Annotated in this window: 19 protein-coding genes; 15 read left to right on the top strand and 4 right to left on the bottom strand. The window is 62.3% G+C overall.

Going from position 1 to position 21,203, the window contains the following annotated elements:
• Window positions 1–54: 54 nt before the first annotated feature.
• The gene (locus ACMO6A_RS00835) at window positions 55–1,935 is read right to left on the bottom strand and encodes an FAD-binding protein (protein ID WP_009306014.1); all 1,881 of its coding nucleotides are present in this window, start codon (window positions 1,933–1,935) and stop codon (window positions 55–57) included.
• A 276-nt stretch (window positions 1,936–2,211) separates the two neighbouring features.
• Here ACMO6A_RS00835 and ACMO6A_RS00830 point away from each other — a divergent pair, with 276 nt between their 5' ends.
• Complete coding sequence (locus ACMO6A_RS00830; protein ID WP_418470652.1) at window positions 2,212–3,672, top strand: response regulator transcription factor; 1,461 nt, start codon at window positions 2,212–2,214, stop codon at window positions 3,670–3,672.
• 280 nt (window positions 3,673–3,952) lie between these two features.
• Window positions 3,953–5,473 (top strand): IMP dehydrogenase, encoded by a 1,521-nt coding sequence (locus ACMO6A_RS00825; protein ID WP_009306016.1) that lies wholly within the window; start codon window positions 3,953–3,955, stop codon window positions 5,471–5,473.
• A gap of 238 nt (window positions 5,474–5,711) precedes the next feature.
• Here ACMO6A_RS00825 and ACMO6A_RS00820 read toward each other — a convergent pair whose 3' ends face one another.
• Window positions 5,712–6,635 (bottom strand): LysR family transcriptional regulator, encoded by a 924-nt coding sequence (locus ACMO6A_RS00820; RefSeq protein ID WP_009608146.1) that lies wholly within the window; start codon window positions 6,633–6,635, stop codon window positions 5,712–5,714.
• Between the two features lie 490 nt (window positions 6,636–7,125).
• Here ACMO6A_RS00820 and ACMO6A_RS00815 point away from each other — a divergent pair, with 490 nt between their 5' ends.
• Window positions 7,126–8,469 carry a phenylacetate--CoA ligase family protein gene (locus ACMO6A_RS00815; protein WP_009306018.1) on the top strand — a complete coding sequence of 448 codons (1,344 nt, stop codon included), beginning with the start codon at window positions 7,126–7,128 and terminating at the stop codon, window positions 8,467–8,469.
• A gap of 67 nt (window positions 8,470–8,536) precedes the next feature.
• Complete coding sequence (locus ACMO6A_RS00810) at window positions 8,537–9,196, top strand: LysR family transcriptional regulator substrate-binding protein (RefSeq protein ID WP_009608016.1); 660 nt, start codon at window positions 8,537–8,539, stop codon at window positions 9,194–9,196.
• Window positions 9,197–9,516: 320 nt separating this feature from the next.
• On the opposite strand, the gene ACMO6A_RS00805 is transcribed toward ACMO6A_RS00810, so the two are convergent.
• A complete protein-coding gene (locus tag ACMO6A_RS00805) occupies window positions 9,517–11,199 on the bottom strand; it encodes a lipopolysaccharide biosynthesis protein (RefSeq protein ID WP_227101018.1) in 1,683 nt (560 codons plus the stop codon).
• Between the two features lie 461 nt (window positions 11,200–11,660).
• On the opposite strand from ACMO6A_RS00805, the gene ACMO6A_RS00800 reads away from it, so the two are divergent.
• The 6 genes from ACMO6A_RS00800 to ACMO6A_RS00775 all read left to right on the top strand — a co-directional run bounded on the left by ACMO6A_RS00800 (window position 11,661) and on the right by ACMO6A_RS00775 (window position 16,802).
• A complete protein-coding gene (locus ACMO6A_RS00800; RefSeq protein WP_418470651.1) occupies window positions 11,661–12,848 on the top strand; it encodes a 2-oxoacid:acceptor oxidoreductase family protein in 1,188 nt (395 codons plus the stop codon).
• Window positions 12,845–14,053: a transketolase C-terminal domain-containing protein gene (locus tag ACMO6A_RS00795; protein ID WP_009306026.1), complete on the top strand. Its 1,209-nt coding sequence runs from the start codon at window positions 12,845–12,847 to the stop codon at window positions 14,051–14,053. The genes ACMO6A_RS00800 and ACMO6A_RS00795 overlap by 4 nt, the downstream gene beginning before the upstream one ends.
• A gap of 2 nt (window positions 14,054–14,055) precedes the next feature.
• On the top strand, window positions 14,056–14,949 hold the full coding sequence (locus ACMO6A_RS00790) for a thiamine pyrophosphate-dependent enzyme (protein ID WP_009306027.1): 894 nt from the start codon (window positions 14,056–14,058) through the stop codon (window positions 14,947–14,949).
• A gap of 132 nt (window positions 14,950–15,081) precedes the next feature.
• The gene (locus ACMO6A_RS00785; RefSeq protein ID WP_009306028.1) at window positions 15,082–15,651 is read left to right on the top strand and encodes a helix-turn-helix domain-containing protein; all 570 of its coding nucleotides are present in this window, start codon (window positions 15,082–15,084) and stop codon (window positions 15,649–15,651) included.
• Between the two features lies 1 nt (window position 15,652).
• Window positions 15,653–16,423: a zeta toxin family protein gene (locus ACMO6A_RS00780; protein WP_009306029.1), complete on the top strand. Its 771-nt coding sequence runs from the start codon at window positions 15,653–15,655 to the stop codon at window positions 16,421–16,423.
• A gap of 70 nt (window positions 16,424–16,493) precedes the next feature.
• Window positions 16,494–16,802, top strand: coding sequence for an addiction module antidote protein (locus ACMO6A_RS00775; RefSeq protein ID WP_009306030.1), 309 nt, complete (start codon window positions 16,494–16,496; stop codon window positions 16,800–16,802).
• A gap of 40 nt (window positions 16,803–16,842) precedes the next feature.
• Here ACMO6A_RS00775 and ACMO6A_RS00770 read toward each other — a convergent pair whose 3' ends face one another.
• On the bottom strand, window positions 16,843–17,031 hold the full coding sequence (locus ACMO6A_RS00770; protein ID WP_227101024.1) for a response regulator transcription factor: 189 nt from the start codon (window positions 17,029–17,031) through the stop codon (window positions 16,843–16,845).
• Between the two features lie 88 nt (window positions 17,032–17,119).
• Here ACMO6A_RS00770 and ACMO6A_RS00765 point away from each other — a divergent pair, with 88 nt between their 5' ends.
• The 5 genes from ACMO6A_RS00765 to ACMO6A_RS00745 form a co-directional block, all read left to right on the top strand.
• Window positions 17,120–17,560: a DmsC/YnfH family molybdoenzyme membrane anchor subunit gene (locus tag ACMO6A_RS00765; protein ID WP_050792416.1), complete on the top strand. Its 441-nt coding sequence runs from the start codon at window positions 17,120–17,122 to the stop codon at window positions 17,558–17,560.
• Window positions 17,561–17,706: 146 nt separating this feature from the next.
• A complete protein-coding gene (locus ACMO6A_RS00760) occupies window positions 17,707–18,573 on the top strand; it encodes a hypothetical protein (protein WP_009607931.1) in 867 nt (288 codons plus the stop codon).
• Window positions 18,574–18,672: 99 nt separating this feature from the next.
• A complete protein-coding gene (locus ACMO6A_RS00755) occupies window positions 18,673–19,386 on the top strand; it encodes a LytR/AlgR family response regulator transcription factor (RefSeq protein WP_009608014.1) in 714 nt (237 codons plus the stop codon).
• A 17-nt stretch (window positions 19,387–19,403) separates the two neighbouring features.
• Window positions 19,404–20,291: a hypothetical protein gene (locus ACMO6A_RS00750; protein ID WP_009608066.1), complete on the top strand. Its 888-nt coding sequence runs from the start codon at window positions 19,404–19,406 to the stop codon at window positions 20,289–20,291.
• On the top strand, window positions 20,288–21,203 hold a 916-nt coding region (locus ACMO6A_RS00745), incomplete at its 3' end, for a sensor histidine kinase (protein WP_418470650.1). The genes ACMO6A_RS00750 and ACMO6A_RS00745, both read left to right, overlap by 4 nt.

Below are 21,203 nucleotides of genomic sequence, written 5' to 3'. Positions count from 1 at the left end.
GAGGGCGCCGCGGGCCGAGCGGAGCGGGGAGAAGTCTAAAGGTTTCGGTGCAACTTAGATCTCGCCCTTCACGGTTTCTGCCATGAGGTAGCCGTAGTTCATGGCGGCGTCGAAGCCCATCGCGTAGGGTCGGCCGTCCTTCTCCTCGATGGATCCGCATACGTCGCCCGCCGCGTACAGTCCGGCGACGGCTTCGCCCGAGTCGCTCAGCACGTGTCCTTCGGTGTCGATGGCCAAACCACCCGTGGTCAAGTAGAACGTGGGGATGCAGGACACTACCCAAACGCCATCATGCGTGTCGAGGTAGGGCAGCTTCTTGCGTCCGAACTCGTCTTCCTCGCCGGCGAGCGCGTGGGCGTTATGCGTATCGAGAGTGGCAGCGAGGTCGGTCAGCCCCAGCTCCTCGGCAGCAGCCTCCACGGAATCGTAGTGCACCATGTCGCCACGGTGCTCGAGGCATTTGTAGGTATCCATGGCGTACAGCTCGTTCTTGTTCGTGGTGATGCGGCCCGCTTCGTCGGTGACGTAGAAGAACTTCCCCCCGTTCGTTTCATCGAGAAGCGCCCGCCCAAGCACGCCGTGGTTATCCGACATGATATTGCCGAACTGCTTGCCCGACGCGTTCACGAGGATGCCTGGCGTGGTCTGGTACAAGAAGGCGATCTCGAAGTTCGATCCGGCCTGGTTCGTGGTGGACAGGAATGCGCCTAGGTCGCGACCCATGCACTCGATAGCGCCTCCCGCCTTCTGTCCCAGCTCGATGCCATCGCCGGTGGAGCCGGGTGCGCAATTGAACTTGAAGTCGGCGTACTGAGGGTAGTGCTCCTTGATCATGTCCGGGTTGGCCGCGAACCCTCCCGACGTGAGGCATACGGCCTTCGCCGTGACGGTCCAGGTAGAGCCGTCACGCCCTTCAGCTTTGAGCCCGGTCACGCGACCGTCGGCATCCTGCACGAGTTCGGTCACCTTCGTCGCGTATACGATCTGTCCGCCAAGCGCACCGATGCGATCGACCAGGTAGTCCTTCGCGTATCCGCAGCCGCCCATGTAGCAGCCGGGAGCCAAATACGGCGTCACGCCGTACGCCTTGTTCACGCCCAAGCTGTAGAAGCCCACGCCGATGCCGTGCATCCAATCCACCAGTTGTCCGGAGTTCGAGTACATGGCCGTTTGGTACGGCATCGCGCCGTCGAAGCGGTCGTTTTCGGGAACGAGGTACTTCTGCATGACTGCCAACATAGCTTGCTTGTTGTACATGGGATTGTCGTCGGCCCTGCCGAGCGCGTAGTTCGCTTGCAGCTGCGATTCGGCGGCGGCGACGCCCGAGTACGTCATGGGCATGGAGCCGCCGGCAATGTCCTGCTTCTCGAAGAGCACCACCGTTTTCCCGGCTTCCAGCAGTCGCGTCGCTGCAACGAGGCCTGCGGTGCCGGCGCCCATGAACGCCACGTCCACGTCGGCGGTCTGCGCGGCGCCGCCGCTGGGGGTTGCGGCGCCTAGGCGGAAGTCCTTCGGATTACCGCCGGCGTTCGTGATGGCGTCGGCTACAGCGCTTTGCACGGCCATCGATGTGGTGGTGGCACCGGTGACTGTGTCCACGTCGATGTTCTTGGCTTCGAGAATCCTCGTTGCCATCATCGGAGCGGCCGTGGATCCGATGCCGATGGTGTCGTCGCAGCGCAGCACGCTGATGCCTGCGATGTCGCCGCCCGCGACGGTCACCTGCACGAACAGGTCGTCGTCGTGGCCCATAGCCGAGCCTATCCATTTGCCGTCGGTGAAGCTGTCGGGCACGCTTTTCTTCTCCGGTTTGGCGTCTTTCGCCGAGTCGTTGCTCGCCTGTTGCGGCGTCGCGCATCCCGCTAGACCGCCCAGTGCGGCGACGCCGCCGAATGCGAGCGACCCCTTGAGAAAGTCCCTGCGATTGAGTTCCATAGTGTTGCTCCCTCCTCGATTGGTCGGCGTGGCTTCGTGATCGCCGTGCCTCGCCGAAATGAACAACGCGAGTATCGCCAGGCGAGGTTGTCGGAGTCGACCCCGATTATCGGTGCATGTATCGAAACGGACGGTTTCCGCCTCGCCCATTTTCGGTTATTTTTTGCATCGTGCCTGGTCAATGTCATTCGTATATGAAGGCTGCAGACGGTTTTCCATTCGACGCCCCCGTCGCCGCGCGCAAGACAAGGTACAATGCGTTCGGGAGGAAATCGCGTGACAAGCAAGCATGCAGGCATAGCCCTTGGGGCGCTCGGTTTCGGTCTGTGCAAGACCGCGATTTCGGTTGCCTACATTACGGCGATGGGCTCGGTGTCCTCTACTGTCGGATTCGTGTCCGAGCTTGATTTCATGTTCGCGATGAACGCGATTTCGTTTGCGACGGCGCTTGCGATCATCGCGCTCGTGCGCGCAGGACGGCTTCGTCCGGGTGCGCTATCGCAAGTTCCGGCTGTGATCGCGTTGCTCGTCGGGTTCTTTTTGAGCGCTACCGGCGTAATGGCGGGGCTGCCGTTCGCGGCGACGGCCGTGTTCTACGGCGTGCTGTGCGGGTTCGCGCTCACGGTGCTCAATGCTGCATGGCTCGAGGCGTTCGTTGCGGAGCCCGATGCCGCTTACGGCGTCTACCAAATCGTGGGTGGGCTGATCGTTCAATGCGTGCTGGTGTCGGTGCTACCGCTTTTGGGGTCGCTTGCGGCAAGCGTGCTCTCCATTGTGGCGGTGGTCGTTTCGGCCTGCCTGTTCGTGCGACTCAAGCGCATGCTCTCGTTTGCCGAGCGCGACGAGCTTCTTCCGGCGAACCGCGGCGATCGCCTCTCGTTGCTGCAGGCGTTCTTATGCCTGTTCGTGCTCGTGGGCGTTGTGGGCATCCTGCACACCACGGTACTGGGCTCGCAGTCCGAGAGCATCGTAGGCGATGTGAACATGTGGATGCCGCTGGTGGCGGCCACGGCGATCACCGCGTTGGTGGCAGGGCTCACCATGCGACATCCCGATCCCACGGCCGTCTACAAGGGTTGTCTGCCCGCGATGCTGGCGATCCTCTCGTTGCTGCCGTTTTTCGGCGAAGCGCTCGGCGGGCTGGCCGGTCTCGTCATGATCACGTGCTACGACGTGTGCGGCATGGTGTTCCTGCTGTTCATAGTCGATCGTGCACGCACGTTGCGCATGTCGAGCTATGTGCTGTCAAGCGTGTACCTGGGCGGCTCGGGTCTGTTCTTGGTGATCGGCCTGTCCATAGGCGGCGTTCTGGGCGCGCTCAGCGCCGATTACGGGCTGTCGTTGTTGACGCTGCTCGCGTTCGCGGCCATCTACCCGTTGGCCATCGTGCTGGTGGTCGCGTTGCGCCGCGCGCATCCGCAAAGCGCTTCCCATGCTACGGCGAGCGAACGCGAGGCGGGTGCGCCAAGCGCGGGCTCCGTTCCTACCGTCGATGACGCGCTGGGTGCTGGCGTCGATGCCGTTGCGGCGCGGTTCGAGCTGACGCCGCGCGAACGCGAGATATTGGGCTACTTAGCGCGCGGTCGCTCGGCCAGGTTCATCGCCGAGACGTTGATCATTTCGGAGAACACCGTATGGGCACACATCAAGCGCGTCTACGCGAAAACAGGCGTCCATTCCAAGCAAGAGCTTATGAGCGTCGTCGAGCGACAAGGGAGAAACGGGAAAGACGGGTAGAAAGCCTCAAGGACGACGGAGAGGGGCCGGCGTTGGCGTCAAGCCGTGCGCGCAAAGCGTCGCATCGGCAACGGAACGCTCTGAGTGAAGGCGCAAGAAGCGCGGCCGCGTCGGCTCGAGCAACGTACCGCATATTTTTCTCCATATTCCTTGGGGATTGCTCGCGTGGGCGGGGCTCCCGTGGCTATAATAGCGGGTAACACCTGAGTAACGGATGCACGGCGGAGCGATATGCGCTTCGCGGCACCCCGACACCGCACCGACCGCAGATGGAGGAGTCATGGCATACTATTTCGACGAGCCGTCCCGAACCTTTAACGAGTACCTGCTCGTTCCCGGCTATTCTTCGGCCCAGTGCATTCCCGCCGAAGTCAGCCTGAAGACGCCGCTCGTGAAGTTCAAGCGTGGCGAAGAGCCCGCCATCTCGTTGAACATCCCCATGGTGTCCGCCATCATGCAGGCTGTGTCCGACGACGGCATGGCCATCGCGCTTGCTACCGAAGGCGGCCTGTCGTTCGTGTACGGCTCCCAGACCATCGAGGACCAGGCCGCTATGGTCGCTCGCGTCAAGGACTACAAGGCCGGCTTCGTCACCAGCGACGCGAACCTCTCTCCCGAGATGACGCTGGCCGACGTGGTAGCCCTCAAGGAGGAGCACGGTCACTCCACCATGCCCGTCACCGCCGACGGTTCGGCGCACGGCAAGCTGGTGGGCGTGGTCACCGATCGCGACTACCGTTTGTCCCGTATGTCCATGGACGCGAAGGTGGCCGACTTCATGACCCCGCGCGAGAAGATGATCGTGGCTCCGGCCGACACCAGCCTCAAGGTTGCCAACGACATCATCTGGGACAACAAGCTGAACTCCCTGCCCGTGGTGGACGACGACGATTGCCTCATGTACCTGGTGTTCCGCAAGGACTACGACTCTCATAAGTCGAATCCCAACGAGATGTTGGACGCGCACAAGCGCTACATGGTGGGCGCGGGCATCAACACGCGCGACTACGCCGAGCGCGTGCCGGCGCTGGTGGAGGCCGGTGCCGACGTGCTGTGCATCGACAGCTCCGAGGGTTATTCCGACTGGCAGAAGTTCACCATCGAGTGGATCCGCGAGCACTATGGCGACGACGTGAAGGTGGGCGCGGGCAACGTGGTGGACGCCGAGGGCTTCCGCTTCCTGGCCGATGCGGGCGCCGACTTCATCAAGGTGGGCATCGGCGGCGGCTCCATCTGCATCACGCGTGAGCAGAAGGGCATCGGCCGCGGCCAGGCCACCGCTACCATCGAAGTGGCGAAGGCACGCGACGAGTACTTCGAGGAGACGGGCGTGTACATTCCCATCTGCTCCGACGGCGGCATCGTGTACGATCATCATCTGACGCTTGCTCTGGCCATGGGCTCCGACTTCGTCATGCTGGGCCGCTACTTCGCCCGTTTCGACGAGAGCCCCACGAACAAGGTGAACATCAACGGCTCCTACATGAAGGAGTACTGGGGCGAGGGTTCGGCTCGCGCGCGCAACTGGCAGCGCTACGACCTGGGCGGCGACAAGAAGGGCATGTCGTTCGAGGAGGGCGTCGACAGCTACGTGCCGTACGCCGGCTCGCTGAAGGACAACGTCGACCTCACGCTGTCGAAGGTGAAGTCCACGATGTGCAACTGCGGCGCGCTGACCATCCCCGAGCTGCAGGAGAAGGCGAAGCTGACCATCGTCTCGTCCACGTCCATCGTCGAGGGCGGCGCCCACGACGTGGTGCTGAAGGACAAGACCCCCTACGTGAGCAGCAGCATCCACTAAACCTGTCTGCTTGGAACACGCACTGGAAACGCCGCCCGGACGAACGGGCGGCGTTTTTTTTGCGTGCCGAGAGGGATGGGGGCTTCGAGGGTGCCCGAGCTCGTTGGGCCGTGAGGGGCGGGAGCGCACGCGAGTCGCGATGGGAGCGCGCCCAGCTGCGATGCTCCGGGGCTTCGAGGACGGGCGTGCGCACGGGCCGCGAGGGGGCGTAACAAGAGTTTCATGTGGAACACTTGTGCTAAAGGTGCGGCTCTACGGTGGGGTCGGCGCCGATGATGGCGTGCAGCTCGTCGATGTAGCGCAGCAGCAGGTCGCTCGGGCGGCGCTCGTTGTGCATGATGTAGCCCACCTGCATTGTCTCGTCCACGTCCAACGGGATGCTGGCGATGCCCGAGTGCATCTCGGCCGACAGCACGCCGGTGGACAGGGTGTATCCGTTGTAGCTGGTCAGCAGGTTGGTGAGCGTGCCGCGGTCGGAGATGCGGATGTTGCGCTTGTGCGGCAGGTGGCTGAGCGGCTCTTCGGAATAGTAGAACGAATTCGTAGTGCCCTGCTCGAACGAGTAGCGCGGGTAGTCGGCCAGGTCGTCGGGTCGCAGCAGCGTGGCGCCCGCCAGCGGGTGGTGCTCGCCCACGAACACGTGCACGCGCGCGTCGAACAGGGGAGCGTAGGCCACGTCGGCGTCGTCGAACGCCTTCTGCAGCACGCGCCGGTTGAAGTCGTCGGTGTACAGGATGCCCACTTCGCTGCGGAACGTGCGCACGTCGTCGATGATCTCGGCCGTGGTGCTTTCGCGCAGGATGAACTCGTACTCCTCGCCCTTGCAGCCTTCCACCACGTTCACGAACGCCTGCACGCTGAACGCGTAGTGCTGCGTGGACACGGCCAGCCGCAGGTGGGTGGAGCCTTTATCGGCGTAGCGCATCTCCAGCATGTCGGCCTGCTCGATCACCTGGCGCGCGTAGCCTAGAAGCTCGGTGCCGTCGTTCGTCAGCGTCACGCCGCGGTTGCTGCGCGTGAACACGGTGATGCCCAGCTCCTGCTCAAGCTCCTTGATGGCGGTCGAGAGGTTCGACTGCGACGCGTACAGGTTCTGCGCCGCCGCGTTGATGGAGCCGTACTCCGCGATGGCGATGAGGTAGCGCAGCTGCTGCAAGGTCATGGTGGCTCCATCCTGTCGTGGAAAGCGAGCGAACGCAAGCCGCCCGCCCCGTCATCCTGAGCGGGTGCAAGCCGCCCACTCTGTTGAGCGGAGCGGCGAAGCCGCGAAGTCGAAGGATCCCGTGCGGCGTCAGCCGCGAACCCTTCGTCCCTGCTCGACGTTCTTCCTCCTATTGTACCCAGTTATCTGCTCCATCGATAGCAAACCATCAAAACATCGAATGACCCGAAAGGTTGTGTTTGAGTCGCGTTCGTGGTTTCATGCAATACGCTGCATTGCGCGCATAAACCCTGGTAGCGAACGAATGTTTCACATGAAACATCGCGACGCTCAACTCGGCGGGGCCAAGCGCGCAGGGCTGGCGCCGGAACGAAAGCGCGCAGCTCGCATGTGCGAACGCGCCCGGAACGCGCAGGCGCGCAAAAGCTCGCGGGCTCACGGCCCGCAGCGGCAGCACGAGAAGCGAAACGCAAACGAACAAGGAGTAACCATGGCGAAGGACATCCCCTACGATCAGAAGTACTATGATCCGGAGATCGAATGCATGCCGCGGCCGGAGCTTGAGGCGCTGCAGCTTGAGCGCCTGAAGGACATGGTGGCCTACGCATACGACAACACGGTGTACTACAAGCGCGCGTTCGACGAGGCCGGCGTGAAGCCGGGCGACATCGAATCGCTCGACGACATCGCGAAGTTCCCCTTCTGCGACAAGAAGACGGAACGCGAGACGCAGCATGTGGGCAGCTTCTTCGGTGAGATGTGCTCCGTGCCCGAGGAAGAGGTCATCTTCATGGCCACCTCGTCCGGCTCGACGGGCGTGCCCACGGTCAGCCCCTTCACGCAGGAGGACTTCGACCTATGGCAGGACACCGAGGCTCGTTTGTTCTGGCAGGCGGGCATGCGCCCGAACGACCGCTACGTGCACGGCCTGAACTTCGCCCTGTACGTGGGCGGCCCCGACGTCATCGGCGCGCAGCGCCTGGGCGCGCTGGCCATCTGGGTGGGTGCCGTGCCGTCCGACCGCCTGCTGTTCGTGCTCAAGCAGTACCAGCCCACCATCATCTGGACGTCGCCGTCCTACGCGTGGCACCTCGGCGAGATCGCCAAGGAGAAGGGCTTCGACCCCAAGGAAGACTTCAACATCCACACCATCATCGTGGCCGGCGAGGCGGGTGGCTCCATCAAGTCCACGCGCGAGGCCATCGAGAACCTCTGGGGCGCGAAGGTGGTCGACTTCTACGGCCTGTCCGATATCTACGGTGCCTGCGCCGCTGCGTGCGAGGCGCACGACGGCCTGCACATCGTGGAGGACCAGATCCTCGTGGAGACGGTGGATCCGACGACCGGCGAAGTGCTGGCTCCGGGTGAGACGGGCGAGCTGGTGTACACGACGCTGTGCAAGAAGGCTCGCCCGATGATCCGTTTCCGCACGGGCGACATCGGCTACGTGAGCACTGACACCTGCGAATGCGGCCGCACGCTGGCGCGCATTCACGTGACCGGCCGCAAGGACGAGATGTTCATCGTGGGCGCCGTCAACGTGTTCCCCAGCGACATCGAGTACGTGGTGCGCGGTCTGGACGGTCTCACGGGCGAGTACTCCATCCGTGTGTACGAGAAGAACTTCACCTGCAAGTACGAAGTGTCCGTGGAGCGCTCGCTGGGCAGCGACGAGCCGTACGACGAGGTGGCAAGCCGCACGGAAGCTGCGCTCAAGGCGCACACCGGCGTGCGTCCTGCCAAGGTTATTGTGTATGATGCAGGCAAGCTGGGCACGTCGTCCGAACACAAGGCCTCCAGGTTCATTGATGAACGTGGCTGCGTTACGCGATAACCCCCCGTCATCCTGAGCGGAGCGCCGTAGGCGCGGAGTCGAAGGATCTTGCTGAAAGGAACCACTTATGACTGTTGAAACCACCTTCGCCGTTTCCGGGCAGCACTACCTGTTCAACGTGCAGACGTTCGCCCACACCGTGCTAGCGCTGGGCGGCGACGCGTACGCCTACGCGCTGCGCGACCGCACTACGCAGGGCGTCATCGACGACGTCGCCGGCGGGAAGAGCGACTTGGGCGTGCTGTTTCAGACTTCGGCCACGGCTGACGAGGTGAACGCTGCACTGGATGCCGCGGGTCTCGAATTCGTCGAGCTCATCCAGTCGGCGCCGCGCGTGGCGCTGCCGAAGAGCCACCCGATGGTGAACGCCTCCAGTCTCTCGCTGGAGGATATGGAGGATTTCCCGTACCTGTATTTCGAGCAGGACGAGGATTCGCCGGTCGCGTTCGCCGAGGAAGCGCTGGCCAGCGTGCCGCGCGCCAAGAGCATCGCCTGCACCGACCGCGCGTCGCTGTCCGAGCTGATCGTGGCGCTGAACGGCTACACCGTGACCAGCGGCATCCTCGTGGGCATCTCCGACGGCGCGGGCCTGAACACCGTGCCGCTGGACACCGACGTGAAGCTGCACCTGGGCTACGTGGTGCGCAAGGGCGAAGCGCTCAGCGACATCGGCCAGCGCTTCGTCGACACCCTCAAGAAGAACCTCGAGAAGTACGCGCGGTTCTAGGGTTTCGGCGGCCTGCCGGCCGCCGAAACAAGCCGACGCTGCGGGCCGCTCTGGCACCCCATCTTCGCGCGATCCCGCAAGCTCGCGTACCATATACGCGTCGCTTGCGCGATCCCACGAATCTGGGCCGCCAGAGCGGCCCTCGCTGACTCGCTACGCCAACCCGGTAGGTTGTTTCGCGCTTCGCGCGAGCCCTTCTGCCGATGTTCACCCAATGCCCCGTTTCCTACGAAGCAGGGTATTTTTTGTTCATTACGATTGACAAGATGCGGAAATGAGAAGGTTTGTTCATTGCAATGAACAAACCGTGCGTCGCGAGCTTACGCCAGCCCTTGGCGTTCGTCGTCCTCGTCCCAGTCGGCGGGGCGGGGACGGCCGGCCAGGTCGAGCGCCTCGTCGCTGACGGGCGGGACGGTGCTGGTTCCCCATTTGGCGCGCACCTGCTCGCGACGGGCGCGCTCGGCCCGCGCCTCGCTGGGGCGCATGGGGTGGGGCATCTCGGCGGCGACGGTGTTATCGCGCGACAGCGCCATGCGGATGCGCAGGTACTCCCAGATCAGAAGCACGAACAGGATGGTCATCACGATAAGGTAGCCAATCACGGCGCCGGGCAGCCCCGTGAAATTCACCAGCAGGATGGGCACGAACAGCGCGAATCCGAACGTGATCACGTACAGCTTCGTTGCGGCGCGCTGTTGGCGCAGCACGGTGATCACCTGGTACAAGAAGTCGATGGCCGCCGTCACGCCGCCTGCGGCCAGCATGATGTAGCACAGTCCGCGGAACTGCTCGAAGTCCACGCCGTATAGAAAGCTCATCACCGGGATGCCGATCCATGCCATCGCGAGCGTCGTGACGCCGGCAACCGCGACGATGACGGCCATGATTACGACGATGATCAGGTCGAACCGCTTGCGTTTCGTCGGATCGGCCCAGACGTTCGCCATGCGCACGAGCAGGGGCTTGTAGATGAACCCGACGGTCAGCAGGATGCCCTGCGCGGGGAAGTACAGCGCGTTGAAGTACAGCTGGTTGTCGTAGCTCAGCACGCCCTCCATGACGAATTTCGGCATGTTGTCGATGAACGCATACAGGAACAGCGCGATGAACAGGGGAAAGCACTGTTTGAACAGCTCGACGATGCTGCCGAAGTTCCACCGCTTCGACTTCGGCGTTTCGAACATCGCCAGCGGGAACGTGAGCACCAGGAACGTAGCGATGGCCGCGACGGCCATGACGATGCACGACACGGCCAGATTGCGCGTGATCAGCAGGCACAGCGAGAACACGACCAGCACCACGACGGAACGGAACGCCTGCGACACGCCCGACAAATACAGCTTGTCAACCTGCTGCAGCCTCCCCTCGTACACGTCGGCCAGGCCGTCTACCATTTTATAGAGGTACACGCCCAAGCTGATGGTGAACATCTGGCTCTCGTAGCCGCGCACCATGCAGTACGCCACGCCCACCAACACCATGAACGCGCAGGTGATCAGGCGGTTTATCTGGTAATCCGAGAACGAATGCTCCTCGGTCACGTCGGATACCTGATAGGTGCGCACGCCGTAGTTCGCCAGGATCATGAGCAGCGTGCCGGTGACGAATGCGAGCGAGAACATGCCGGCTTGCTCCACGCCCACCAGCTGCGTGACCACGACGGTGAGGATGGGGAACACCATGCCCCATGCGCCCACGCCCACCGTGTTCCATACATAGTCGCGCGTGGTGCGGTGCGCGGCGTACTCTTCCTCCTGGTCGGCAAGCGAGCGCTCGGATACCGCGCCCAGCAAGCGGTTGCACCAGCGGTTGACGCCTTTCGTGATGAAGTTGGGCTTACGCCGCTTGCTGGTTGCCTGGCGCTCACGCGAAGAAGCGCCGAGGAACGGCGTCGTGTCAGATGGCGCGGGCGTTTCATCGATCACGGTGTCGTCGTGCAAGGGCTCCGTCGGTTGTTTTGCGTGCGAACCGTGTTTGGTGTCGTTGCGCGTAATGCGATCCATGATGTCGCGTCAGGCTCCTTCGCTGCGTCGCATGCCCATTCTCTCTCAAGGAGCATTATATAGTTCGCATGTGGGCGCTACGCCAAGATTCATACCAGCAGCAAACGGAAGCGCTCCGCTTAGCGAATCCATGGCGCGCTCACGTGTACGCAAAATGCAAGCCATGACAATTTCAGGCGGCGTTTTCCGGTTGTGGCGATAAAGGTTTGCTTGTTTTCCCAGCTCGTAACAATCCCATACGCCTATGGCCGTCTTGTTTAGCCTCCGAAATCGTCATGGCTCGTCTTTTGCGTCCAGCATGGTTTTGCGGACGAGGAAAGAGACGGAAAGCGCGAGGGGCGAGAGGCGCTCTGCCCAATTGGGGGAGTTTGACGGCATGTGGGCGAGCGCGAAGCCGTCCGCGCTCGTGCGCAGCGGTATACTTGCATGACCAACGTGCAAAGATGCGAAGGGGAGAGTCCATGATCGAAATACTGTGGCACGGTCGCGGCGGCCAAGGCGCCTTCACGGCTGCGCGGCTGCTGGGCGCGGCGGCATCGCTCGACGACGGTCGGCATGCTTTGGCGTTTCCGTCGTTCGGGCCCGAGCGGCGCGGCGCGCCGATGCGGGCGTTCACGAAGCTGTCTGACGAGCCCATCGGCGACCGCAGCGCCGTGGCGAAGGCCGACTACGTGATCTACCTCGACGATACGCTGCTGGGCGAGGGCTGGGAAACCGAGCTGAAGCCCGGTGGCGTCGTGCTGGTGAACAGCGTGCGTATGTTCGACGACGAGCGCATCGCGGCGCTCGATGCCGACGGCATCTCGGCGGCCGTTCTGGGCCGACCGATTCCGAACACGGTGTTCCTCGGCGCGCTGTCGGCGCTGTGCGATCGGGTGAGCGTCGAGAACGTGCAGGAAGCCATCCGCCAGTACATGCCGGCGAAGCTGCATGCGAAGAACATCGCGATCGTGGATGCGGCACGGGAGGCGATGGGCGAAGCCCAGGAGCCGCGTGAAGAGGCCCCTGGTCATCCTGAGCGCGCGCAGCATGAAGACGAAGGCTCCCGCGCGACGCCAGCTGAAAGCGCTCCGAGTCTGACCGCCTGCGGCGGCTCCGCTCAGGACGACGTCGTCGTATCTCCGCGTCCTGCGTCTCGCATCCCCGCCCTTCGCTCCGCCAATCTCGACCCTGCTGACTTCGCGCATTCCACGTGCTTCGACGCAGGCTACCTTACGGTGAAGAACGCCGGCTGGCGCAACATGCGTCCCGTGATCGACGCGGCGTCGTGCACGGGATGCCTCCAGTGCTACCTCCACTGTCCCGACGGCACGGTGTACAAGGTTCCGTCGGCTTGCCAGCCGACGGAAGCAGCCGACGCTGCGGCTTCCCCCGGCACCCGATCTCGCGGCGATGCCGAAGGCTCGCGTACCGAAGTATCCCCTGAGGGGACTTCCTGCGGGGCGCGCTTCGCCTCCGCCATCCCCACGATCTCGGACACCGGGGAAACGCTCGCTGACTCACTGGGCGAACCTGCGCGCACGTCCATGCAGCCCACGGCTCCCGTCGCCATCGACCTCGACTTCTGCAAGGGCTGCGGCATCTGCGCGAAGGCGTGCAAGTTCAACTCGATCACGATGATCCTTGAAAGCGAGGCGGATGCCCGATGAAACGGTTCCTTTCCGGCGACGAAGCGTTCGCCGAAGGCGTGCGCTTGGCGCGCCCGCAGGTGATTTCCGCGTATCCCATCACACCGCAGACGGTGGTGGTGGAGCGACTGAGCGAGATGGTCGAGGACGGCTCGCTGGCCGCCGAGTACGTGCACGTTGAAAGCGAGCATTCGGCGCTGTCGTGCGCCATCGGCGCGTCGGCTACGGGTGCGCGCACGTTCACGGCCACGTCGAGCCAGGGTTTGCTGTACATGGCCGAGTGCCTGACCTACGCGGCGGGCGGACGGTTCCCCATCGTGATGATGAACGCGAACCGCGCAACCGCGCTGCCGTGGAACATCTACGGCGACCAGCGCGACTCGCTGGCGCTGCTCGACCATGGATGGATCCAGGTGTACGCCGAAGACAACCAGGAGGCGCTCGACCTGGCGCTCATGGCGTACGCGGTGGCCGAGAACCCTGCGGTGGCAACGCCCGTTATGGTGAACCTCGACGGGTTCGCGCTCACGCACACCTACGAGACGGTTGACGTGCCCGAACCCGCCGAGGCCGACGCGTTCCTGCCACCCTACGAGCCTGCGGGCAACCGGTTCGACTTCGAGCATCCCGTGAACATCGGCTTCTCGGCCGGTCCCGAGTACAACCGCTACTTCAAGTACTGGGAGCATCGCGACATGCTGGACGCGCCCGCTGTGGTCACCCAGGTGGAGCAGCGGTTCGCCGAGGTGTTCGGTCGGCAGTATCCCGGCATGATCGAGACGCTGGACTGCGACGATGCCGATGTGATACTGGTCACGCTGGGATCGGCGGCCGGGCTGGTGCGCTCGGTGGTGCGGCAGCTGCGCGACCAGGGCGTGCGCGCGGGCATGCTGCGCATCCGCTACCTGCGTCCCATGCCGAGCGCGCTCATCGCCGAGGCGCTGCGCGGCGCGAAGGCTGTGGGAGTGCTGGAGAAGGACGTGTCGTTCGGCGCCGAGGGCACCGTGTTCACGAATGTGAACTCCGCGCTGCAGCAAGCGGCCGTGGGCGTGCCCACGTACAACTTCGTGGGCGGCTTGGGCGGCGACGATATATCGGAAGCGCAAGTGCATGGCATGTACCGCATGCTCGTACAGGCGGCCGAGGGGACGGGCGAGCTGCCGCGCGTATCGTTCCTCGGGATCGATTCTCCGGCGGATGCGCTCGGTGCGGAAAGGGGGCGGTAGCCATGGCCGTCAACGCCAAGAACATCACGGACGACGAGTTCTTCTTCGGTCATAAGGCGTGCGCCGGATGCGGCGGGTCGTTGGCCGTGCGCGTGGCACTCAAGGTTCTGGGGCCGAACGCGGTGTGCGCGCTGCCTGCGGGTTGCATGAGCGCCGTCGGCTTCAACTTCCCGCAGCTCAGTTTCGCCAACAACGCGATGATCACGCCGTTCGCAGCCACGGCCAGCGTGCTCACCGGCATCGAGGCCGGCCTGCGCGCGCAGGGCAAGAAACCCGACGATTGCACGGTGGTGGGCTTCGCCGGCGACGGCGGCACCGCCGACATCGGCATCCAGGCGCTGTCGGGCGCCATCGACCGCAACGACGACGTGCTGTACATCTGTTACGACAACGAGGCGTACATGAACACGGGCATCCAGAAAAGCTCGCTCACGCCGTTCGGCGCCAAGACCACCACCACGCCTGCCGGGTCGAACATGCGCGGCTGCCTGACGCAGAAGAAGAACATGTTCGAGATCGTGGCCGCGCACGGCATTCCCTATGCGGCCACGGCGTCCATCGGCTACCTCAACGACTTCATGCGCAAGGTGGAGCACGCCGCCTCCATTCGCGGGACGAAGTACATCCACGTGATGGCGCCGTGCCCGACGGGCTGGGGCTGCGGCGTGGACGAGACGGTGGACATCTCGAAGGACATCGTCGACTGCGGCCTGTGGTACCTCGCCGAGTACGAGGGCGGGGCGTTCAAGCTCAACCGCAACCCGCGCGAGTTCGCCAGCGTCGAAGCCTACCTGCGCCGTCAAGGCCGCTTCAAGGCTCTTACCGACGAGGATGTCGCCAGCGTGGTTGCCGCGCGCGACGCGAAATGGGAGGTCATGCGGAGAGACTGGGCGTAGCGAGACCCAATATCGGCACGAGCAAGATGAAGGGCGTCGTTTGCAGCGGCGCCCTTCATTTTTATATTCTATCGGATACAAAACAAATCATATGATATACTCCTACCAATCAAACGATTGATAGGAGGACTCATGTCGAAGGATTTGACGGCTCAAGACATCAAGCGCATTCGAAGGAAGTACGGCTTGACGCAGCAGGGTTTCGCTCGTTTGCTTGGATTGGGTGAGGCGAGCGTCGTACGCTACGAGAACGGGCAGACGCCCAGCAAGGCGAACGCGAACCTCATTCGCGCAGCCGACAACCCGGCCTTCATGCGGGATTGCTTCGAACGCGACGGAGATTTGCTGTCGCACGAGCAGCGCGGCAAGGCCGAGCAGATCATCTACGCTCTGGTAACCTTCGACGAGGACGGGGACATCATGGATATTAACGAAATGTACGAAATCACCTTGCAGCAAGAAGTGCTGAACGAACAGGCTGCTCAGTTACTGGGGGAGGTTTCTCGCTTGCGTGCCGCCGCACGGGAAAAAGGGGACGAGATTTCTGCTGCGGTGTACGAGGATGCGTTCATGCAGCTGGCGTTGGCCAAGCGACGCATTATCGACGAAGGTCATTTGAACAAGGTGAGGCTATCGGAGATCAAGGGCCAAATCGAATGCATAGAGCTTTTGGCGAAGAGCCGCGAAGCGAAGGCCGCATAGCATGGAGAGCATCGAATGTTACTCGGATGAAGAACTCTATGAAGGAATACAGGAGATCGTCAGCTCATCGGTCGTCGGTGCGTGTCTTGCGCCTTCGGATAAGCCTCAAGCTATTTTGCTTGGCGGCCAGAGCGGAGCAGGGAAGACGACTCTTCACAACGTCTTTCGCAATGCGATGAACGGTAACGTGATTGTCGTTAACGGTGACGAGTACCGTTCTTTTCATCCGCGATATAAACAGATCTGCGCCCAATACGGCATCGACTCGCCTGCACATACGGCGGCGTGGGCCGGTCGGATGGTCGAGGCGATTATCGATGCGCTCTCCATTATGGGATACAACCTCATTATCGAAGGGACGTTGCGCACGTCCGAAGTCCCCCTGAAGACTGCGCGGCTCCTACGTGATCGCGGGTATAGCGTATCGTTGGCGCTCATGGCGGTTAAGCCGGAGATATCGCTCATCAGCTGCCAGTTGCGATACGAGCAGATGCGCATCGCCGGAACGGAGCCGCGCGCGGTCGATCCGGCGCACCACCTTTCCATCGTCAAGAGCATCGTCGGCAATTTGAAGGTGTTGGAAGAGTCGGGCATGTTCGACGATATAGGCCTGTACTCGCGCAGCGAGCAGCGCCTCTTCTCCAGCGCGGACGACGAAGAACCGGCGAGCGAAGCGCTCGAACGCATCCTCTTCGGAGCATGGACCGCCGAAGAAAGCGCTCACTACGAATATCTCAAGCAACGCCTCGAACAAGCAAAGGCTCTTAAATGAGGCGACAAATCGACCCAGACTGCCGATATCAAGAAAGCCCGAGAACTTTTGAGCGAATGGAGGGAGCGACATGCTTGAGACGAGGACGTGGGATGCTGCAGATCATCTTGCTTCGCCTGACGATATTGCCGAGTACCTCAGCGAGGCTCTCAAAGACGGGGATCCTGGATATTTTGAGCATGCGCTCGGTGTCGTGGCAAGGGCTGAAGGGATGTCTTCGGTTGCGGCTTCCACGGGATTGAATAGAGAGAACTTGTATCGAACCCTATCCGACGACTCGAATCCTCGATTTCAAACCGTTGTGAAAATACTCGACAGCCTTGGTCTCGCGTTCGATGTGAAGCCCGTTGCCGATTCTGTGCAAACCGTCGCGCACTAAAAAGGACGTTCGGATTGCTGTTTTCGGTTCTCGGTTAGCTTCACGGTTCGGGGTCGAACGAGTCTACGAGGTCGATGAGGTCCTGCTTTTTGTGGATGTCGAGCTTGGCGTAGATGCGCTTCGAATGCATGCGCACGGTGTTCTCGGAGATCACCAGCTCCTCGGCGATGCGCACCACGGTCTTGCCGCGCACGATGTGCTCCATGACCTCGGCTTCTCGTGCGCTCAGGCGGAACTCCTGGCAGATGCGGGCGGTCTGCTTGGAGATGCGGTCCTGGTAAACAGGCTCGCCGTCGTTCGCCTACGCCAGCAGGACGGTGGTCACCTGGGACACGCCCTTCGTTCCCGTCGCGTTGTGCTTGAACGCGCTGGTGGGCGGCCCGGTTCTGACTCTTTTCTGCTTGCGGTTCTCGCGGTGGTCGCCGTTAGAAAGCCGGGTGGGCGGGATGCTGCTCGCCCTCTCGTCCGCAGTTCTCCTAGCGAATGCGGGCGTGTACGTCGCCCAAGGCATGAGCGTACTTACGATGAGAAACTACCTTGTGTCCGCAGAACAGCTTGTACCGACGTATGGCGCGATGGCGACGGTTTTCTTCCTGCTTGCGGTAGCCGGGGTTGCAGTGGACGCTCTTCCGCTCATGCGCGGGCGCGGCATCTCGGTTGCATCGGCCGCCATCGCGTCTGCGCTGGTGTTCGCCGGCATCTTCGTGATGCGTTTCGCGTTCTACATGATGCATATGACCTACGGCATCAGTTTATAGCGCTGTTGGCGTGGTACCCTGCTGGGGACAGACCCGGTTGAAGGAGTTTCGATGATCGCGGATGCATCCGCCAAAGCCGCCCACCTGCGAACAATGAGCACCCTCGTCGTGCCTTGTGTTGTCGCCTCTCTGGAGGCTTAGAGGGTATGCATCTGTCGAACACGATGCTCGACGTACTGGGCACTGCTCCGGTGGAAGCGGTCATCATCTACACCTGGAGCCGCGTGCTGCATATGCGCAACAGGGCCGCATTCTACCTTCTTATGTCAAGCTGCATGCTCGTGGTAGTGTTGACGCGCGGCGATGCGGGAACAGGGATGCGCTTCGCCTACCTCGTGTTCACGGGAGGCGTGCTGCCCTTCCTCATGGCAGACGAGCGTCCTGCGCGAAAAGTGTTCGTCATTGCGCTCATGAACGTGGCAATCATGATCGCCGAAGTGCTGGGGACGGCGTTGTGGTACGGCATGACGGGAATCGACATCATCGATTACGACAATACGCGGGCGCATCTCGGAGAGTTCGCGATCATGCACGCGGTCCATCTCGTCTTGATGATAGCGCTGTTCGCCGCGCTGCGCCTCGCTCTACAACGCGGCGAGTCTGCGGGATCGATGAATTTGCGGCTGTTCCTCTGGTTTCCGGTCGTGCAGGCTCTTCTGCTGACGGTTCCCCTGATTGCAGGGGTGTATGCCCGCCTGGGTTCCAGCGTGCTCTTCTACGGCATGTCGGTGCTTGCGATCGGGTGCTTCGTCGTGGATGCGATGCTGTTCGCTTCGATGGACCGCTACGCTCGCAAGCGGCATGAGGATCAGCGAGCCGCGCTGTTGCAGGGTCAGCTGGATGCGTGTCTTGCGCAGTGCAATGCGTTCGTCTTGGAGGTCGAGCAGACGGCGAGGATGCGCCACGACGTGCGAAACCAGGCTCATGCGGCTATGGCGCTTGCCGAGAGAGGCGACTATGTGCGCGCCCGTGATCATATATCATCGTTTCGGTCATTATATTTGCCGAAGTGACCGAAAAACCCGGAAGGGGCAAAAGCTTCATCGTATATAATCTCGTGGAGCGCAGCACGCTTATCCCCTCCATGCAAACCAGAGACGTTAGCCGATGCCATGTACCAGGTCGTAATAGTAGAAGACGATGCCGCCCAAGCCGAGATCATCCGGAGCATGATCGAATGCTCCCCGCGTGGCGGCGAGCTCGCCATCGAGCATGTTGTCGACGCCGAATCTTTGACGGCGCGTCTTGCGGAGGAACCGGCCATTGACGTTCTCGTGATGGATATCGAGCTGGGCTCGGAAGACGCGAACGGCATCGACCTCGTGAAGCGGTATTTCCCCGCAGGGTGCGGCACGCAGGTGATCTACGTCACCGGCTTCGTCGAATACTGCACGAGCGTGTACCGCACAGAGCATCTGTATTTTCTGGTAAAGCCGTTCGCGCAGGACGACTTGGACGACGCGTTGAGCCGCGTGCTCGAGCGGCTCGAGGCCGACTCGAGCAAGCCCCTGAGCGTTCGGCTTGGAAGCAGGGTAGTGCTTGTCGAGCCGAGCAGGATCAGCTATATCGAAAGCGATCGGCGCAAAGTACGCATCCATGCGGGAGCCGAGGAGATCGAAGCGTACGCGTCGTTGTCCGACCTCGCTGCCGAGCTGCCTGCTTCGTTCATCCAATGCCATAAGAGCTTCCTGGTAAACATGGATCACGTCAAGGAGCTCAAAGCGGACAGCGTGGTGCTCTCGTCGAACCAGGTTGTGCCCGTGAGCCAGAAGCGCCGCAAATTCGTGCGCGAAGCTGTCTTCTCGCGCGTGCAATCCAAGCTGTAGGACGGCGAGGCTCTCGTATGCCCGATGCTCTCCTCGACATCATCGGGGTCGTTCCCGTGCAATTGGTGTTCGCCTATGCGCTCACCAAGATGCTCAATATTCGCAGGCTCTCCCTGTTCTGGGTGCTGGAACTTGTTTTCGTGCTGCTTATCTCCTCGTTTCGTTCAAGCATGAGCGTCGAGTTCAGATTGGCGGCCTCCGTGCCGCTCGCCCTCATTCCCATATTCCTATCGCAGGGAAGCCTCGCGCGCAGGATTCTCGTCGTGACGCTGGCGCATCTGGTGCTTTTCTTCGCGGAGCTGCCCGGCGGCGCCCTGTGGATGTCGATGACCGGCACGCCGGTCGCCGATTACGAGGCCGTTCGAACGCATCTTGGCGCTTTTTTCCTGACTCATGCGGCTCATATGGCTCTGCTCGTTCCGCTTCTCGCGATGCTCTGCATGCTGCTGAACCGTTTCGGCAGCGCTCAGGAACGGGGAATGGGCGAATGGCTGCCCGTGCTTTTTTCCTTGGAACAGCTTGTTCTGGTGAACGTGATGATCCTTTTACCGCTCGGCTACATCCAGGAATCGATGACGTATTACGGCGCAAGCGTGGTGCTGGCGCTTGTCGGTTTCGCGGTCGATCTGCTGCTGTTTGAGGCTATGGGTCGCTTCGCCCAAAAGCGGCGCGACGATGTCCGTGCGACGATGCTCGAAGAGCAGCTGGATCGGTATCTCGCGCGTTGCGGGGAGTTCGTTTCGGACATTGAGCATACCTTGAAGGTGCGGCACGATATGGGCAACCACGTACAGGTGGTGCTTGCCCTGTCGGAACGCGGCAACTTTCAAGAGGCCCACGAACATCTTGCCTGCATGGCCGAGGTGCTTAACGATACCCGCCGAAGCGAGGAGGCAGTCTTATGATCGTGCGGATGATCATCGCGGTAGGCGTGCTGCTGCTGATGTGCGCGATTATGGCGGTGCTGGCGCGCCGGCTGCGCGGCGTGCCCCCGACGCGTCTTTTGATTAACCTTTTGTTCCCGTTCAGCCAGCTGTGCATCGTTGCGTTCCTCTTTTATTATGCGATTGCCTACGAGCTGCCTTTTTGGATGTTCGCGCTGGTCGCGGTCGTGGGCGCCCTGTGCGGACCGGTCGATCTCGTGCTGTTCAAAGCGTTGGAGGAGTCCGAGAAGCGCGAGCTGTCCCGCGAGCGTGTGCGTCTGCTGGAAGAGCAGTTGCAAGCGCAGGAACGGTATTTGCGGCGTTTATCGGCGGACATCGACGAAGCGCGCCGCGTTCGCGAAGACGTCGCACGCGAGCTAGCGGCGGTGGACGATCTGCTGCAACGGCAAGAGGCCGAACAGGCATCGCGGGGGCTGATGAAGGCGGTCGGCATCATGGATTCGTCCTGCAAGCGCTCGTGCGAGCACCAGGTGGTCGATGCCCTCGTCTCGATGAAGGCTGCCGTATGTGCGGAGCGAGGCATTCGACTCGAGCTCGATCTGGCGCTGGCCGACGATGTCTCTCTGCCGAGCGTGGAGCTGTGCGCGGTGTTCTCGAACCTGCTGGACAACGCTGTCAGCGCATGCGGCAAGGTGCCGGAGGGCGCGCGGTTCATCAAGCTGAAAGCACGTGTGGATGCCGGCTATCTGGCAGTGCGGATGGAGAACAGTTGCGCGCCGGCTGAACCTGGCGAGACCCGTCGCGCTCCGCGCCGTTCGCGCGGCGACCGCCTTCCCGAGCACGGCTGGGGCCTGAACATCCTCAAAACCCTCGCCGACCGTCACGACGGCACGTTGGAAACCGTGCAGGAAGATGGCGAGTACCGCACAACGG

Source organism: Eggerthella sp. (genome assembly GCF_048329335.1).
Lineage (GTDB): Bacteria > Actinomycetota > Coriobacteriia > Coriobacteriales > Eggerthellaceae > Eggerthella > Eggerthella lenta.
The sequence above is the reverse complement of the archived record's forward strand: the minus strand, read 5'-3'. Positions and strand labels throughout refer to the sequence as shown.